The following is a 17,186-nucleotide window of genomic DNA, read 5'->3' as shown; positions in this document are numbered from 1 at the left end:
ATATTAGTAATTGGTATATTGGTTATTAGTTATTGGTTAAAAGTTATATCCAATTTACCAATACACCAATTACCAATGTCCAATGTCTAATTAACAAATAAAGGATTTTTATGGAAATTCGTCTATATTCTCCCCTTGATATGCATCTTCATTTAAGAGATGGTGAAATGTTAAAAACTGTAGCCCCACTAAGTGCAAAAAGTTTTAGTGGAGTATTAATTATGCCAAATTTGGTTCCTCCTGTAACTTCTAAAGAGGATGTGATATCTTATAAAAAGAGGATTTTAAGCGCTATTGGAGATGAAAAATTTACTCCTTATATGACTCTGTTTTTTAAAAGCGATTATAGTTATGAGTTTTTAAATGATATAAAAGATGAAATTTTAGCAATAAAATTATATCCAGCAGGAATTACAACAAATTCTCAAGATGGAGTTACAAATTTTAGTATAGACTCTTTAGCCCCAACACTTGAGGCTATGAGCGAATTAAACATACCTTTATGTGTACATGGTGAAACAAATGGTTTTGTGATGGATAGAGAGGCTGAATTTATACCTATTTATGAGAGCATTGCAAAAAGATTTCCAAAATTAAAAATTATTATGGAGCATATTACAACAAAAGAGGCAGTTCAAGCTCTTGATAGATATGAAAATCTTTATGCAACAATAACTTTGCACCATCTATATATTACTCTTGATGATGTTGCAGGTGATCTTCTTAAACCTCATCTTTTTTGTAAGCCAATTGCAAAAAGGCCAGAAGATAGAATGGCTTTAAGACAAGTTGCTTTTAATGCCCATCCAAAAGTAATGTTTGGAAGTGATAGTGCACCTCATCCAAAAGATAAAAAAGAAGCACCAGGTTGTGCTGCAGGTGTATTTACTGCTCCAATTGCCCTTCAAGCTTTAGCTGAGCTTTTTTATGAAGCAGGAGTAATAGAGAATTTAGAAAAATTTGTTAGTTTTAATGCAAAAAATATATATAATATTGATCCTCCTTTAAAAGAGGTGATTTTAGAAGATAGTGGGTTTGATGTACCATTGAAATACAGTAATGTTGTTCCAATGTTTGCTGGTGAGAGACTTTCTTGGAGAATTAAAGATGTCATATAAGGTTTTACTACTTGAAGATGATGAACTTTTTAGTGAAACTATAAAAGATTTTTTAGAAGAAGAAGAGTTTAAGGTAAGTGTTGTAGAAGATGCTAAAAAAGCTTTAAATAGATGTTATAAAGGAAAATATGACTTATATCTTTTTGATGTTAAAGTTCCATTTATGAGTGGATTTGATCTATTAAAAGAGTTAAGAAGTTCTGGAGATGATACACCTACTATTTTTATAACTTCATATAAAGAAAAAGAGAATTTAACAGAGGGTTTTTTAAGCGGTGCTGATGATTATATCAAAAAGCCTGTTGATTTAGATGAATTACTATTTAGAATAAAAGCTGTTTTAAAAAGAAGTATAGGAGAAGAATTAGTTGATTTTGATGGATTTAGATTTGATATGAAAAGAAAAATTTTATTAAGAGATAACATAGAAGTAGAGTTAAATAAAAAAGAGTCTGAGCTTTTGGCTTTGCTATTAAAAAATAGAAAAAAAATTGTAACAAAAGAGATGATTTATGATAAGCTTTGGGATAATGATGAGATAATAAGTGATGGTGCTTTGAGAGTTTATATAAACAATTTAAAAAAGATTTTTGGAAAAAATAGTATCACAAATATAAGAGGCGTTGGATATAGATTTGAGAAATAAAAGAGAGTATATTAATTTTATTCTTATTTTTATTGCTGTTATATCGGTTTTGCTTATTATTGAATATATACTTTTAAAACTTATCGGTTTTAATGAAAAAAATTTCTTTTTAGTATCTTTGATAATTATTTTAATCTCAATTTTTCTTGGTCTTTTTTTATCAAAATTTTCAATTTCAGTTCTTATTGAAACAAATAAAATGTTAGATAATCTTCTTAAAGAGACACTTCATGAACTAAATATTCCAGTAGCAACGATTTTGGCAAATATAAAGCTTTTAAAGAGAAAAGAGACAGATGAAAAAAGCCAAAAAAGATTAGATAGGATTGAAAAAGCGGCTGGGCAACTTTTAGAGCTTTATAAAGATATGGATTATTATATAAAAAAAGAGATTCAGAAGGTAAATTATGAGGTTTTTAATTTAAAAGAGTTAATAGAAGAGAGAATCTTACTTATAGAAGATATAAAAAATGATATAAAAATATATAAAGATTTAGAAGATATTTATGTAAAAAGTGATAAAAGTGGATTTGTAAAAGTTATAGATAATCTTTTATCTAATGCTATAAAATATAATAAACCAAATGGATATATAAAAATAGTTTTAAAAAATCAAAAATTGATTATTGAAGATAGTGGAAAAGGGATGGATGAGAGTGAGCTTGTTAAGATTTTTGAAAGATACTATAGAGCTGATGATTCTCAAATAGGACATGGAATAGGATTGAATATTGTAAAATCATTTTGTGATGAAGAAAAAATTTCAATATCAATAGAATCAAAAAAAGATATCGGAACAAAAATAATATTAAATTTAAAAAGCATATTAACATAAAATTAACACTTTATGGGTAAAGTAATAAAAATATTTTTATAAGGGAGAAAATGAATAGTTTAAAAATTATTGTTGATTATGGAATTATAGGAGTGTTACTACTTATGAGTTTTGTTGCAATATGGCTATCGATAGAGAGGCTGTTTTTTTATAGAAGTATAGATATAAAAAAATATAAAGATAAAAATGAGTTAGAAGTGGATTTGACAAACAATCTATCTTTAATAGCAACAATTGCTTCTAATGCTCCATATATTGGACTTCTTGGAACTGTTCTTGGAATAATGCTTACATTTTATACTATGGGTCAAAGTGGTATTGTTCATACTAAAGAGATAATGATTGGACTTGCTCTTGCTCTTAAAGCAACTGCTATGGGGCTTGTTGTGGCAATCCCAGCATCGATTTTTTATAACCTTTTAGTTAGAAAAGTTGAAGTAATAATAGCAAAATGGGAAAGTTTACATGAAAATTAAAAAATTTGACTCAATTAATGTAATTCCTTTCATCGATATTATGCTTGTTCTTTTAGTTATTGTGTTAACAACTGCAACATTTATAGCTAAAGGTTCGATTCCTCTTGACCTTCCTAAAGGTGAAAGCTCAAAAAGTTTACCAATAAAAAAAATTGAAATCTCTATAACTAAAGATGGAAAAATTTTTTATAACAACAAAGAGGTTAGTTTAGAAAAGTTAAAAAATCTTTTAAAGAATGTTAATAAAAAAGATAACATTTTAATTAGAACAGATAAAAACTCAAAATTTGAATATTTTGTGAGTGTAATTGATATATTAAAAGCTAAAGGGATTGATAATATTTCTATTGTAACGGTTAAATAATGAAAAAATCTTTTTTTATTTCTTTAATAATTCATACTATTTTATTTTCATCATTTATATTTTTAACTAATAATTTAACACCAAAAGAGAAAATAAGAACAATAAAAATCTCTTCAATAAAAGAAGAGAAAGTTTGTAGATGTAACAAAACTTGCCAATGCACTAAAAAAATAGAAAAAAAAGTTATTAAAAAGAAAAAACCAAAGCCTAAACCTAAACCAAAATCAAAACCAATTATTAAAAAAAAGAAAACCAAAAAGAAAATTTTAAAACTAAAGCCAAAGAAGTCGATTATTAAACCAAAAAAAATTAAAAAAATAGTGCAAAAACCGAAGCCAAAGCCAAAAAAAGTTGTAAAAGAAACAAAGCCATTAAAACCGATAAAAAAAGAAAATATTAATGAAAAAATAGAGTTGCCTAATAAAAAAATTGTAAAAAATGAGATAAAATCTTCTAAAAAAATAGACTCTCACGTGAAAAAAGCCAATTTAAATGAAAAAAAAGATGAACTTGAAAAAATAGTTATAAAAATAAAAAAGGCTATTGAAGAGAATAAAAAATATCCAAGAATTGCGAAAAGATTAAAAAAAGAGGGAATTGTAGAAGTTGAGTTTATATTGTGTACTGATGGCAAAATAAAAGATTTAAAGATTATAAAAAAAGCAAGTTCAATTTTAAATAAAAGTGCAATTAAAACTATAAAAAAAGCCTCTATCTATTTTCCAAAACCTTATAAAAATTTAAAAATAGTTGTTCCAATCGAGTATAAATTAACACAAATTTAACAAAATAGTTATATCATAAAGTAATTTATTTAATAAGGAGAATTTATGAAAAAGATATTAAAAGTTTTATTACCTATTTTATTAATATTTAGTTTTGCTATCTCTTTAAATGCAGCAAAATTTTCTAAAATGGGTCATAATCCGGAACTTATTCAAGAAGGTAAAGAGAAGCCTTGGTGTCATGTTTGCGGTATGAGTTTAAAAATGTTTTATAAAACAAGTCATGCAGTTATATTAAAAGATGGTACAAAAAGGCAGTACTGCTCTATTAGATGTTTAGTGGCTGATTGGCCAAATATAAAAGATAAAGTAAAAGAGATTTTAGTTGTTGATGCAAAAAGTGAGAAATTAATTCCTGCAAAAAAAGCTTATTATGTTGTAGGAAGCAAAGTTAAAGGAACAATGAGTAGAGTTAGTAAAATCGCTTTTGCAAAAAAAGAGGATGCTGAATCTTTTCAAAAAAAATATGGTGGAAAGATAGTAGATTTTGACACTGCATTTAAAATTGCAAAAGAGAATTTAAAAAAAGATATGGCTATGCTTCAAAAAAAGAAGCAAAAAATGATGTATCCAAAAGGAAAAATGATTTATAAAAAAATGTGTAAAAAGGATATTGATAAATCAAAATTTCATTCAATTGGCGAGCTTAAAACTTATATTGTAAAAAGTAAAGTTTGTGGAAATGTAAAAGGCAAAAAACTTCAAGCTTTGGCTCTTTATATTTGGGAAGTCAAAGGAAATGAATCAATGGAATCAAAACTGCATATTGATGTACCAAAAGATGCAAAATGTCCAGTATGTGGTATGTATGTGTATAAATATCCAAGATGGGCTGCTGAGATTATTTTAAAAGATGGGAAAAAGCTATATTTTGATGGTGCAAAAGATTTGTTTAAATTTTTGCTTCATCCATCAAAATATGGATATAAAAATATAAAAATTAAAAATATTTTAGTAAATGATTATTACCATCAAGTTGCAATACCTGCAAAAAAAGCTTATTATGTAATAGGAAGCGATGTTAAAGGGCCTATGGGAGAAGAGTTGATTCCATTTAGATATAAAAAAGATGCTAAAACTTTCAAAAAAGATCATAGGGGCAAAAATATATTAAAATTTGAAGATATAAATGATGAGGTTTTAAAAGAGCTTGAATAGACATTTAAAATATCTATATTTCTTAATTATATTTATTTTATTTAGTTTTATAGGGGAGGGGATATTTTTATATTCTAAAAAGATAGATATTAAAACAAAAAAAGAGAGTGTAAAAGTTATTACAATGCCAGATTTGGCAATTTCTACAGAGGCTCATTTTATAAGACATCGATCAATAACTGATCTATTTGAAGTTTTTGGGCTTGGCCCATCTCTTCTTCCATATTTTCCTTCAGAGTTTATATATCACCCTCCAAAATATCTTAATGCAAAAGAGGAGATAAAGCTTGAACCTTAAAATGCTTGATTTTGCGATTAATTCACTGAAAAGAAGATTTTGGAAAAATCTATCTATTTTTATAATTTTTACACTTCTTATTACACTGCTATTTAGTATTTTTTTAATATCTGGGTCTATAAAAAAGGAACTTCAATTAACTTATGAGTCTTTACCAGATATTATTGTTCAAAGAATTGTTGCTGGAAGAATGACCAATATGGATATTGATAGAATATATGAGATTGAAGATATTGCTGGAGTAAAAGAGGCTAATCCAAGAGTTTGGGGATATTACTATTTTCAAAGGGCTGGAGTTAATTTTAGCATTGTAGGAATTGACTTTGATTTAAAAGGTTATAAAAAAAGTTTAAATAAAGTTATCGAAAAATATAGCAACTTAGAAGATAAAAAAATTATGATTGTTGGCAAAGGTGTCAAAAGAGTTTTAAAAGAAAACTATTATAAAAACTCTTTTAATTTTATAAAACCAGATGGAGATATGTTAAATATTAAAATAGCTGGCGAATTTAGGGCAGATAGTGAGATTGAAAGTAGCGATACAATACTTCTTCCTATAAATTTAGCAAGGGAGATTTTTGGGATGGATGAAGATAAAATTACTGATATTGTGGTAAATGTTCCAAATCCTTTGGAGGTTCAAACTGTAGCTCAAAAGATAAGGAATCTATACCCTGATACAAGAGTAATAACAAAAGAGGATATAAAAGCTTCATATCAAAATATTTTTGATTATAAAAGAGGTTTTTTCTTGACTTTGTTAATCACTTCAATTTTTGCTTTTTTTATTTTGGTTTTTGAAAAAGCTAGTTCTGTTACAAAAGAGCAGATAAAAGAGATTGGTATATTAAAAGCTCTTGGGTGGGAGATTAATGATGTATTGAGATTAAAATTTTTTGAATCGATACTAATCTCTTTATTATCATTTTTATTTGCGCTTCTTTTGAGCTATTTTTGGGTTTATTTTTTAGATGCAGCTATTATAAAAAATATATTTATGGGATATTCTATATTAAAACCAGATTTCAATCTTATCCCAATATTTGATATCTCACTTTTTATGACAATATTTTTTGCTACAGTTCCAGTTTATATAGCTGCAACAATAATTCCAAGTTGGAGAGCTGCAGTAATAGATCCAGAAGAAGCGATAAGATAGTGGGGAGTAGGGGGGTAAGATGATAAGGAGCAAAAAGGTAAGAATGAAAAGGATGCAGGGGTGAAGGATGAAATTATTGCAATAAAAAATGTGACAAAAATTTATAACTATCAGACAAACAAAGAGGTAGTTGCTCTAAAAGATATAAATCTTAATATTAAAAGAAGTGAGTTTGTTATTTTAATGGGACCAAGTGGAAGTGGAAAAAGTACTCTTTTATCAATAATAGCAGCTTTAACAAAACCTACTTTTGGAACTGTTTTTGTAAAAGATGAAAATATTTCAAAACTTCCAGATAGATATGCAGCACTTTTTAGAAGAGAACATATTGGATTTATTTTTCAAAAATTCAATCTTATAGAAGATTTAAATGTTTTTGATAATGTTATTTTACCTATGATTCCTTCAAATATTGATTCAAAAGAGCTAGAAAAAAAAGCTATAAAAGTTATGAAAGATTTTTCAATTTATCATAAAAAAGATACTATTATTAGAAAATTATCAGGTGGCGAGCAGCAAAGATGTGCAATAGCAAGAGCAATGATAAACTCTCCTGAAATAATTTTAGCAGATGAGCCAACAGCCAATCTTGATGCAAAATTGACAAAAGATTTTATAAATATGATGGAAAAGTTAAAAGATGAGGGAAAAACAGTTGTTATTGCAACTCATGATCCAAGATTTGAAAAACTCTCATTTATAGATAAGATTATTCAAATTTCTGAAGGAAAAATAGATTCGATTTTCGAACTCGAACAAAGCAAGAATAAAGGTAGTTGATGTTTTTAACACCTGAAGTTTTTATAAATATTTTTGTTGATTTTTTGATTTTAATATTTTGTTTTTTTGCATTTATTATCGCTATAAGGATAGTTTTATATTTTGATTTTACAAAAGATACACCACTTCAATATTCGCTCCAGAGTCAAAGCTATCTTGCCCAAACTGTTGTTAAATTTGCTTTTTTTCTAAAAATTCCTCTAATTTTTTATTTTATATACACGCTTGATAAACTATCAAATATCATTCCAGGGGCTATGTGTGCTGCTGGTGTTGTTACTGCTAATGAATATGGAGTATATCTTTTAGCGCTAAAAATAATCAATATATATCTTTTTGGAATATGGCTTTTGATAAATAGTGAGGATTTGAAAACAAAAGATTATAAATTTACAAAACTAAAATTTAAAATGTTTATAATATTTTTTATTTTGCTTTTTGTTGAGTTTGTATTGGAGATTTTATATTTTAATGGGATTGATGTATCTAAGATAGTTAGTTGTTGTGGTGTTCTTTTTAATCCAGTAAAAACTTCTCCAATTAGTTTAATCTTAAAAATTCCACATCAATATATTGTTTTTTTATTTTATATAACTTTTATTCTAATACTTCTTTTTGGATATTTAAAAAGAGCTTTTGTTTTTTCTGTTTTAAATATATTTTTTCTATTTATTTCAATTTTAGCTATTATTGTTTTTTTTAGTCCATATATTTATGAGTTACCAACTCATAGATGTCCATTTTGCATATTGCAAAAAGAGTATTTTTATATCGGATATATAATTTATGCAAATCTGTTTCTTGGTACTTTTTTTGGAATTTCTCAAGGAGTTTTAAAATTTTTTCTAAAAAAAGAGAAAAATTTTTATAACAAATCACTTTTTTTTAATTTTTTATTTGTAATAATTGTAACAAGTTATGTTATTGTATATTTTATAAAAAATGGAGTTTGGTTATTTTAACCTCTATTTTAAGGAAGCGCTATGAAAAAATTGATATATATTTTGATTTTATCTCTTTTTTTTGTTGGATGTGAAAAAATAGGTGTGTACAAAGAGGGAAACAAAGAAGGAAAACCTCTTGAATTTAAAAAAGGTGAAGTTCAATGTGTAGAGTGTACAATGGCTCTTGAGACAAAAGAGCATTCAGCTCAAGCAGTTTTGCCAAATGGAAGAACATACTTTTTTGATGATCCAGGTTGTATGGCCTTATGGTTTAAAAAGCAAAAAGATAAGGATAAAATAAAGTTATGGATATACACTGATGATACTAAAAGATACATTGATGCTAGAAAAGCTTGGTATAAACTTGGAGACCAAACTCCTATGAATTATGGATTTGGCGCTTATGAAAAAAAGGTTAAAGGTGCAGTGGATTTTGATACTTTTTTGATTATGATGTATAGGGGAGAGAACTTAACTAACCCTGCTATTAGAAAAAAGGTGATGGGAGAATAGGCTTAGAAGCCCATTCCTCCTCCCATTCCACCCATGTCAGGCATTGCAGGAGCTGCTGGCTTTTCCTCTTTTATTTCACTAACTGTTGCTTCAGTAGTTAGAAGCAAGCTTGCAACAGATACAGCATTTTGAAGAGCTACTCTTTCAACTTTTGCAGGGTCAACAATTCCAGCTTCAAACATATCTACATATTCACCATTTGCAGCATTAAATCCAATATTTTCATTGTCAGCATTTTCTACATTATTTGCAACAACACCAGCATCATAACCAGCATTTTCAGCAATCTGTTTTAATGGAGCTTTAATAGCTCTTAAGATTATTTCAGCACCAATTTTTTCATCACCTTCAAGGTTTAAATCAACTTTTTTAGCTGCTCTAATAAGTGCTGTACCACCACCTATAACGATTCCTTCTTCAACTGCAGCTTTTGTTGCGCTAAGAGCGTCATCAACTCTATCTTTTTTCTCTTTCATCTCAGTTTCAGTTGCAGCACCTACTTTTATAACTGCAACACCGCCACTTAATTTTGCAAGTCTTTCTTGTAGTTTTTCTTTATCATATTCACTTGTTGTTACTTCAATTTGAGCTTTTATCTCTTTAATTCTTGCTTCAACTGCCTCTTTTGAGCCTTTACCACCTACAATTGTAGTATTTTCTTTATCAACTACAACTCTATCAGCTTGTCCAAGATCTTCTAAAGTTGCTCCTTCTAAAGTTCTACCAAGCTCTTCAGAGATTACTTGACCACCTGTTAAAATTGCTATATCTTGAAGCATTGCTTTTCTTCTATCACCAAATCCAGGAGCCTTAACAGCACATACATTTAGTGTTCCTCTTAGTTTGTTAACAACTAAAGTAGCAAGAGCTTCACCTTCAATATCTTCAGCAATGATTAAAAGTGGTTTATTTCCAGTTTGTACAACTTTTTCAAGTAATGGAAGCAAATCTTTCATTGCGCTGATTTTTTTGTCATATAATAAAATGTATGCATTTTCAAGTATAGCTTCCATACTTTCAGTATCAGTTACAAAGTATGGGCTTAAATAACCTCTATCAAATTGCATACCTTCTACAACATCAAGCTCATCATGTAAAGATTTACCTTCTTCAACAGTAATTACTCCATCTTTTCCAACTTTATCCATAGCTTCAGCTATTAAATCACCAATTTTTGGATCATTATTTGCAGATATTGTTGCAACTTGAGCTATCTCTTTTTTATCTTTTACCTCTTTAGAGATTTTTTTAAGCTCTTCTACAATAGCTTCAGTAGCTTTATCCATACCTCTTTTAACTTCGATAGGATTAGCTCCTGCAGTTATATTTCTAAGTCCCTCTTTAAAAATACTATAAGCTAAAACTGTTGCTGTAGTTGTACCATCACCAGCTTCATCTGCAGTTTTACTTGCTACCTCTTTTACAAGTTGTGCTCCCATATTTTCAACTGTACTTGGAAGTTCAATCTCTTTTGCAACAGATACACCATCTTTTGTTATGCTTGGTGCACCGAAGCTTTTTTGGATCAAAACATTTCTACCTCTTGGTCCCATTGTAACTTTAACTGCATCTGCAAGCTTTTTAACACCTTCAAATAGTTCGTTTCTTGCAATATCACTAAAATGAATCTCTTTCGCTGCCATCAGCCCCTCCTTATTATTTTAAAATTCCTAAAATATCATCTGTTTGTAAAATTAGATACTCTTTTCCATCTAAATTTATTTCAGTTCCGCTATATTTTGCAAATACTACAGTATCACCAACTTTTATTTGTCCCTCTTCTTCAACTTCTGGTCCAACTGCTAAAACTTTTCCTTCAAGTGGCTTTTCTTTAGCATTATCTGGGATAATGATTCCTGAAGGTGTTTTTGCTGGCTCTTCAACTCTTTCAACTAATACTCTGTTACCAAGTGGTTGAAAATTCATTTGATCCTCCTTTATAAAATTTATATCAATCTTTAGCACTCTAAGTTTTTGAGTGATAGAATTTTATTAGATTTTAGCTTAAATAAACTTTAAAATATATAAAAGTTTAGTCTATTAGACTAAAATAAAATGAATAAAGTAAATGAAGAGTTGAAGGTGAGAAGTTGTGGAGTGGGATAGTGGAATAGGTGGTAAGGTGATAAGGAGTGAAGTAGGGAAGCAGTGAAGTAGGATAGTGGAGTAGGGGTATTGCGGAATAGTGGAAAAGAGTTAAGATAGAAGGATTTAGTGATAGTGTTAAAAACTCAGCAATAAGCACTCAATACTTAGCACTAATTCCCAATTACCAATTACCAATGACTATTAACTAAAATCCCTTTTATAAAGTTTTATCTTTTTTACTGATATAATGGAAAAAAAATTGTGGGAGAATAAAATGAAAAAAGTTTTTATTTGGATAATTTCAATAATACTATTTTTGATAGTTGCAACTGGAGTAGTTTTATTTACACCACCTGGAAATGCCTTATTAAAACCTATAATTGAAAGTAAAATAAATCAAAATCTTCCTCAAAAAATTAAGCTTGATCAATTTTCATTGACTCCTTCCAATTTTTATATAAAGATTATTATTGAAAAAGACTCTTATATTGATGCTAAAGGAAAATATTCTCTATTTTCAAAAAGTTTTGATGCCAAGTATCAGGTAAAAATTAAAGATCTTTCAAAAATATCTCCATTAATTGGATATAAACTTAGAGGCAATTTTTTTACAAAAGGAGCTGCAAAAGGAGATATCTCTAAAATCTTGATAAATGGAATAACAGATTTAGCAAAAAGCAAGAGCGATTATAATGTTGAAATAAAAAATCTTAAGCCTGCTAAAGTATTAGCAAATATTAGCTCTTTACATATTGAAGATATTTTATATATGTTTTATAAACCACAATTTATTAAAGGTAAATTAAATGCAGATGTAAAACTATCTAGTCTTGAGCCTAATAATTTAAAGGGGTTTTTAAAAGCAAATATGAAAAGCTCAATCGATACGCAAATAATGAAAAAAGATTTTAATGTAACTCTTCCAAAAACTTCAATTACAGCTGATATAAATTCAAAACTTAAAAAAACTTCTTTAAAATATAGCGCCAAAGTTTTATCAAATCTTGCAAAAATAGCAAGTAGCGGAAAAGTTGATACTAAAAATATTGATATGGATATAAAATATTTTGTTTTAATTAAAGAGCTTGCAATGTTAAAACCTATTATAAATTTTGATTTAAGGGGTCCTTTAAAAACTGAAGGTGTAGTAAAAGGTGATAAAAATCTGCTTACGATAAATGGGAAAAGCAATATTGCTTTGAGTAAAACAGATTATAAAGTAATTTTAAAAGATTTTAAACCAAAAAGTGCAGATTCTAATATAAAAAATGCAAAATTATCAAAAATTTTATATATGTTAAATATGCCAGTTTATGCAGATGCAGATATAGATATGAAGGCAAATTTTAAAAATTTAGATATTAAAAATATTGATGGTGATATTTTAACGACTATAAAGAATGGTGTTACATATCCTAAAGTTTTATATAAAGAGTTTAATCTAACTAATGCATATATAAAATTTAAAGCTTTTGAAAAAACAGTTATTAAAAATTCAGTTGCAAAATCAAAAGCAAATATTAACTCTTCTGTTGCAAAAGCAGATATAAAAAATGCGATTTATGATATTAAAAATAGTAAATTAAATTTTGATTTTACTCTTTATATACCTAATTTAGATAAATTATATTTTGCAACAAAAAAACATCTAAGAGGTGATTTAAAAGTAGTTGGGGATATAAAAAAGGATAAAGATTTAATCATTAATGCACATAGTGATACACTAGGCGGCAGGGTTGATTTTAAACTTGTAAATGAAAATATAACTAAAACAATAAGAGGTATAAAAGTTACTTCATTAACAGATATGCTTATCTATCCAAGAGTTTTTGATTCTACGATGGATGCTGATATTAAATATAATCTTAAAACAAAAAAAGGACAAATGAATGCAAAATTATTAAAGGGAAGAATTTTGCCAAATCAGATGACCTTTTTGTTAAATCAAATGGCAAAATTTGATATAACTAAAGAGATTTATGAAGTAACAACAATAGATAGTAAAATTGATAATATGGTTATAATTTCAGATCTTGATATGGAAAGTAGACTAACTCATATCTCATCAAAAAAAGCCCTTTTAGATATGAATAAAAATAGAGTTGATGCAAAATTAAAAATAGATATTAAAAACAGACCTGTTTTTGTAAAAATAAGAGGAGATATAAATAAACCAAAAATTAGCATAGATGCAAGCTCAATTTTAAAAGAGAAAATTGAAAAAAAATTAGAAAAGAAAATTCCAAAACAGTTTCAAGAACCATTAAAACAGATTTTAAAAATGTTTTAATTTGTAATATTTTTATGACAAATTTAATAAACATTTGATATATTAAACCTAAATTAAATATTTAGGTTTATAAAAATGGACGGCAAAATATTAATAGTTGAAGATGAAAGTCTTGTTGCAATGGAGATAGAGAGTGCATTAAAAAAGTCAAATTTTGATACATGCGCAGTGGTTGATAGTGGAGAAGAAGCACTTGATATTGTTTCAAAATGTCAACCTGATTTAATTTTAATGGATATATATCTTGATGGTCAAATAAATGGAATAGAAGCTTGTAAAAAGATAAAAGATAAACATAATATACCCGTTATTTTTCTAACAGCATATTCAGATAAAAAAACTATGAAAGAGGCTCTTGATTGTATGCCAGACGGCTATCTAATAAAACCTTTTAGAAGAGCTGAATTATATGCATCTATTCAGATGATACTCCAAAAAAAGAGAAATGAAAATATAAAAATTCCAATTTGTTCAAAATCATTTTATGATAGAGAAAAGCATTTAATAATAAATGAAAAAGAGGAGATAAAGCTTACAAAAAAAGAGACTCAATTTCTTGAATTGCTTCTTAAAAATAGAGGGAAAATAGTCACATTTGAAACAATTGAATTTGAACTTTGGCCTAATAAATCTGTCTCCGAAACTACCAGAAGAACTCTTATCCATCGCTTGAGAAATAAAATCTCAAAAGATTGCTTCAAAACAATAATCGGTGTTGGATGTATTTTAGAATAATTTGAAACGCTATTGAAACTTTAATATTGTAGTATTTCAACTATACGCAATTAATAAAAATGAGGAGAAAAAATGAAATATTTATTAACTATATTTATAATTGGTTTAGTTTTTTTGTTTGGTGGAGATTTTGAAAAAGGTTTTTCATTATATAAAAAAAATAGACTTTTAGATGCTGAAAAAGTTTGGTTGAAATGTGCAGAAAAAGAGAAAAAAGATGATTTAAGATGTAGCTACTCTTTGGCTGTTTTATATGATGAAATATTGAGCAATAAAGAGAGAAGTTTTTTTGATAATGAAAAAGAAAATAGATATAAAGTATTTAATTATTCTTTACCCGAACTTTTTGAAAAAGCTACAAAATATTATAAAAAAGTTGCCAATGCAGGATATCCTATAGCATATGCACCATTAGGACTTTTATATTATAAAGGGGCTTATCTTTTGAATGTAAATGTTGTACAACCAGATTATAAAGAAGCAAAAAAATGGCTTGTTAAAGCATCTAATTCTAAAGATAAGAAATTTGTACTCTATGCTGATAATATATTAGGTTTAATGTATTTTAATGGTGATGGAGTATTGCAAGATTATAAAAAAGCAGAAGTATATTTTAAAAAAGCTATAAAAAACAAAATAACTGTTGCAAAATGTAATTTAGGGAATTTATATATAAAAGAGGGGAAAATAAAACTTGCAAAAAGATATTTAAGAGAGGGTTATCAAGATGGTGAAGAGTATTGTGCTGAGATTTGGAATAAAAATGGACTTGGAAGATAAAAAATAAATTTAATTTTATTTTTTATCAAAGTTAATAATATAAAAAGTTCCATCTTCAGATATCACTTCAATTGTTCCTTTAAGTTGTTTTTTTATTAATGTGTTTACCAATTTTATACCTAAAGAATTACCAAAATTAAGAGAATTTCCAATACCTTTTCCATTATCTCTAATAGTTAATTCATAATCTTTTGGCCTTTCTATTAAAGCAACTTCAATTTCTCCATGATTATCATCAAATGCATGTTTAAATGCATTTGTAATAAGTTCGTTAATAATAAGACCACAATAAATAGCTTTATCCATTGATAGCTTTGCATTAGATATAACAGTGACTTTTATATTTTCTTTATAACTAAATGATAGACTTATCTCTTTTACAAGATTTTCTAAATATTCTCTTGCATCTATTTCAGCTATATTATCACTTTTATATAACATCTCATGTACGCTGCTTAAAGCTCTTATTCGATTTTCTGATTCTAAAAGAATTTGAGATAATTTTTTATTTTCAATTTTGTCTGATTGCAGTCTTAATAATGAAATTATTATTTGTAAATTATTTTTTACTCTATGATGTAGCTCTTTTATTAATACATCTTTTTCATCAAGAGCATATCTAAGCTCTTTAGTTTTTTTCTCAGCATACTCTTCTAGTTTTAATTTTTCCTGATCTTTTATATTCAATAACATTTCTATTGCTTTTTCTTTTTCATCCCTAAATGTATTTATTCTTGCAGAAAGAGCCATTGAAAAGAGTAAAGCTTCTGTAAAAATACTAATTTTTCCAATGTATGGAAAATTGTCTATCCAGTCAATAATACCCGCTTGGTTTAATCCTAATAAAATTGCACTTACTAAAAGAAGAATCCACCCAAAAATATAATATTTTGCTTGTTTATTTCCTTTTACAAATGTATATATTCCTATTGCAATCAATAAAACAAAAAGGAAAAGATAAAAGAATCTTTGAATATATGTAGAAACTAAATCAGTTATGTTTAATGCAAATAATATAAATATAAATAGAGTTACATATATCAAAAAATTGTTTATCTTTGAAAATTTTTTTTCTAATTCTAAAAAATATGAAGCAAAAAATATCATAGAAAATGCCATAATTAAAAGAAGAACATAAAGATCAATTTTTGTTAAATAAAAATTTTGTATATAAAGAGGAAAAAAACCACTTACAAATAGTTCTAAAATAAGAAAAGTTGTAACCATAATAATGTAATAAAAATAGGTTATATCTTTTGTCAAAAATAAAAGGAAAATATTATATAAGATAAGTGCAAGCATTCCTCCTAAAAAAAGAATATTTATAAGCTTTTTATTTTCATTGTTTTTTTCAAATTCATCTATATTCCACAGGTTTAGTTTAGCAATTAAGCCAACATTTTCATCTTTTGCTTTAATGATAAACTCTTTTGTTTCATATGGAAAGAAAGTTAATTTTATAGGATGAGTTATATATTTTGGCGGGAATTTTTTAGAAAAGTAGCCGTTAAAATATATACTATTATTTTTAATATCATAAATAATAATTTTTTCTTGTATAGGATAGTCATATTCTAAAATTTTTACAATTTTTTTATTTGTTGGATTTTTAAGTTTTATCCATATCCAAAGGGAAGAGTTATATTTGTATCCAAAAAGCAGTTTATTTTTATTTGATTTATGAAAAAGATTTTTATGAGTTAGAATATAGTTAATGTCATATTGTGACTTTTCATCTAAAAAATAGTTTATATAAGGAGTAATATTTTCAAACTTTTTATTTGCATCAATCAAAATGGTATTTGCAAATATATATATAGGAATAAGTAAAATTAAATATCTTTTTAACATTTCACTCCTTATTAATGAGTGAAAAGTTTAACAAATAAAAAATTAAATATTATTGACATTAAAAATAATTTGAAGTATAATTTCGTCTGTTTTTGGCTGGGTAGCTCAGCTGGTGAGAGCGCTGGTCTCATAAGCCGGAGGTCGACGGTTCAAGTCCGTCCCCAGCTACCAGTATTTATGGGTCTTTCTTTTCTTTCAAGAAGTATTAAAACTGCAAGTACAAATAAATTCTTTTTAATTCCAATACTCTATATAGTAATCTTCAAAATAATCTATATTATTATTTACTTATTGTTGCTTAATATTGAATATTTGAATTGTCGAAATATATGTAAGTTAAATATTATATTTTCTTTAAAATAAATA

18 protein-coding genes and 1 tRNA gene are annotated in these 17,186 nt (G+C 26.8%); 16 read left to right on the top strand and 3 right to left on the bottom strand.

The window, feature by feature from the left end:
* Nucleotides 1–110 precede the first annotated feature (110 nt).
* From pyrC to QML81_RS00695, 12 genes are all read left to right on the top strand, one after another.
* Nucleotides 111–1,118, top strand: a complete 1,008-nt coding sequence (pyrC, locus tag QML81_RS00750; protein ID WP_281951283.1) for a dihydroorotase — start codon at nt 111–113, stop codon at nt 1,116–1,118.
* Nucleotides 1,108–1,764 (top strand): response regulator transcription factor, encoded by a 657-nt coding sequence (locus QML81_RS00745; protein WP_281951282.1) that lies wholly within the window; start codon nt 1,108–1,110, stop codon nt 1,762–1,764. Before pyrC ends, QML81_RS00745 begins: the two co-directional genes overlap by 11 nt.
* A complete protein-coding gene (locus QML81_RS00740) occupies nt 1,754–2,599 on the top strand; it encodes a sensor histidine kinase (protein WP_281951281.1) in 846 nt (281 codons plus the stop codon). The genes QML81_RS00745 and QML81_RS00740 overlap by 11 nt, the downstream gene beginning before the upstream one ends.
* A 50-nt stretch (nt 2,600–2,649) precedes the next feature.
* Nucleotides 2,650–3,075, top strand: coding sequence for a TonB-system energizer ExbB (gene exbB, locus QML81_RS00735; RefSeq protein ID WP_281951280.1), 426 nt, complete (start codon nt 2,650–2,652; stop codon nt 3,073–3,075).
* Nucleotides 3,065–3,439, top strand: a complete 375-nt coding sequence (gene exbD, locus QML81_RS00730) for a TonB system transport protein ExbD (RefSeq protein WP_281951279.1) — start codon at nt 3,065–3,067, stop codon at nt 3,437–3,439. Before exbB ends, exbD begins: the two co-directional genes overlap by 11 nt.
* Nucleotides 3,439–4,224, top strand: a complete 786-nt coding sequence (locus QML81_RS00725) for an energy transducer TonB (protein ID WP_281951278.1) — start codon at nt 3,439–3,441, stop codon at nt 4,222–4,224. Before exbD ends, QML81_RS00725 begins: the two co-directional genes overlap by 1 nt.
* Before the next feature lie 45 nt (nt 4,225–4,269).
* On the top strand, nt 4,270–5,382 hold the full coding sequence (locus tag QML81_RS00720) for a nitrous oxide reductase accessory protein NosL (protein ID WP_281951277.1): 1,113 nt from the start codon (nt 4,270–4,272) through the stop codon (nt 5,380–5,382).
* Nucleotides 5,375–5,680: a hypothetical protein gene (locus QML81_RS00715; protein ID WP_281951276.1), complete on the top strand. Its 306-nt coding sequence runs from the start codon at nt 5,375–5,377 to the stop codon at nt 5,678–5,680. Before QML81_RS00720 ends, QML81_RS00715 begins: the two co-directional genes overlap by 8 nt.
* Nucleotides 5,670–6,839, top strand: coding sequence for an ABC transporter permease (locus QML81_RS00710; protein ID WP_281951275.1), 1,170 nt, complete (start codon nt 5,670–5,672; stop codon nt 6,837–6,839). Before QML81_RS00715 ends, QML81_RS00710 begins: the two co-directional genes overlap by 11 nt.
* A gap of 72 nt (nt 6,840–6,911) precedes the next feature.
* Entirely contained in the window at nt 6,912–7,619 is a 708-nt protein-coding gene (locus QML81_RS00705; RefSeq protein ID WP_345741181.1) for an ABC transporter ATP-binding protein, read from the top strand.
* Nucleotides 7,619–8,581 carry a hypothetical protein gene (locus QML81_RS00700; RefSeq protein ID WP_281951273.1) on the top strand — a complete coding sequence of 321 codons (963 nt, stop codon included), beginning with the start codon at nt 7,619–7,621 and terminating at the stop codon, nt 8,579–8,581. Before QML81_RS00705 ends, QML81_RS00700 begins: the two co-directional genes overlap by 1 nt.
* Before the next feature lie 21 nt (nt 8,582–8,602).
* Nucleotides 8,603–9,076: a hypothetical protein gene (locus QML81_RS00695; protein WP_281951272.1), complete on the top strand. Its 474-nt coding sequence runs from the start codon at nt 8,603–8,605 to the stop codon at nt 9,074–9,076.
* A gap of 2 nt (nt 9,077–9,078) precedes the next feature.
* Here the strand turns inward: QML81_RS00695 and groL are convergent, their stop codons facing one another.
* Together groL and groES are read right to left on the bottom strand one after the other, a co-directional pair.
* Entirely contained in the window at nt 9,079–10,719 is a 1,641-nt protein-coding gene (groL, locus tag QML81_RS00690) for a chaperonin GroEL (protein WP_281951271.1), read from the bottom strand.
* Nucleotides 10,720–10,732: 13 nt separating this feature from the next.
* On the bottom strand, nt 10,733–11,002 hold the full coding sequence (gene groES / locus QML81_RS00685; RefSeq protein WP_281951270.1) for a co-chaperone GroES: 270 nt from the start codon (nt 11,000–11,002) through the stop codon (nt 10,733–10,735).
* Between the two features lie 436 nt (nt 11,003–11,438).
* Here groES and QML81_RS00680 point away from each other — a divergent pair, with 436 nt between their 5' ends.
* The 3 genes from QML81_RS00680 (at nt 11,439) to QML81_RS00670 (ending at nt 14,969) form a co-directional block, all read left to right on the top strand.
* Complete coding sequence (locus tag QML81_RS00680) at nt 11,439–13,454, top strand: AsmA family protein (RefSeq protein WP_281951269.1); 2,016 nt, start codon at nt 11,439–11,441, stop codon at nt 13,452–13,454.
* 75 nt (nt 13,455–13,529) lie between these two features.
* Nucleotides 13,530–14,189: a response regulator gene (locus tag QML81_RS00675; protein WP_281951268.1), complete on the top strand. Its 660-nt coding sequence runs from the start codon at nt 13,530–13,532 to the stop codon at nt 14,187–14,189.
* A gap of 72 nt (nt 14,190–14,261) precedes the next feature.
* Nucleotides 14,262–14,969 (top strand): tetratricopeptide repeat protein, encoded by a 708-nt coding sequence (locus QML81_RS00670; RefSeq protein ID WP_281951267.1) that lies wholly within the window; start codon nt 14,262–14,264, stop codon nt 14,967–14,969.
* Between the two features lie 15 nt (nt 14,970–14,984).
* Here the strand turns inward: QML81_RS00670 and QML81_RS00665 are convergent, their stop codons facing one another.
* A complete protein-coding gene (locus QML81_RS00665; RefSeq protein WP_281951266.1) occupies nt 14,985–16,820 on the bottom strand; it encodes a 7TM diverse intracellular signaling domain-containing protein in 1,836 nt (611 codons plus the stop codon).
* 94 nt (nt 16,821–16,914) lie between these two features.
* On the opposite strand from QML81_RS00665, the gene QML81_RS00660 reads away from it, so the two are divergent.
* A tRNA-Met gene (locus QML81_RS00660) sits at nt 16,915–16,991 on the top strand.
* Nucleotides 16,992–17,186: the final 195 nt, after the last annotated feature.

This window comes from Nitrosophilus kaiyonis (assembly GCF_027943725.1).
GTDB lineage: Bacteria > Campylobacterota > Campylobacteria > Campylobacterales > Nitratiruptoraceae > Nitrosophilus_A > Nitrosophilus_A kaiyonis.
This window is presented reverse-complemented; position numbering and strand designations above follow the sequence as displayed.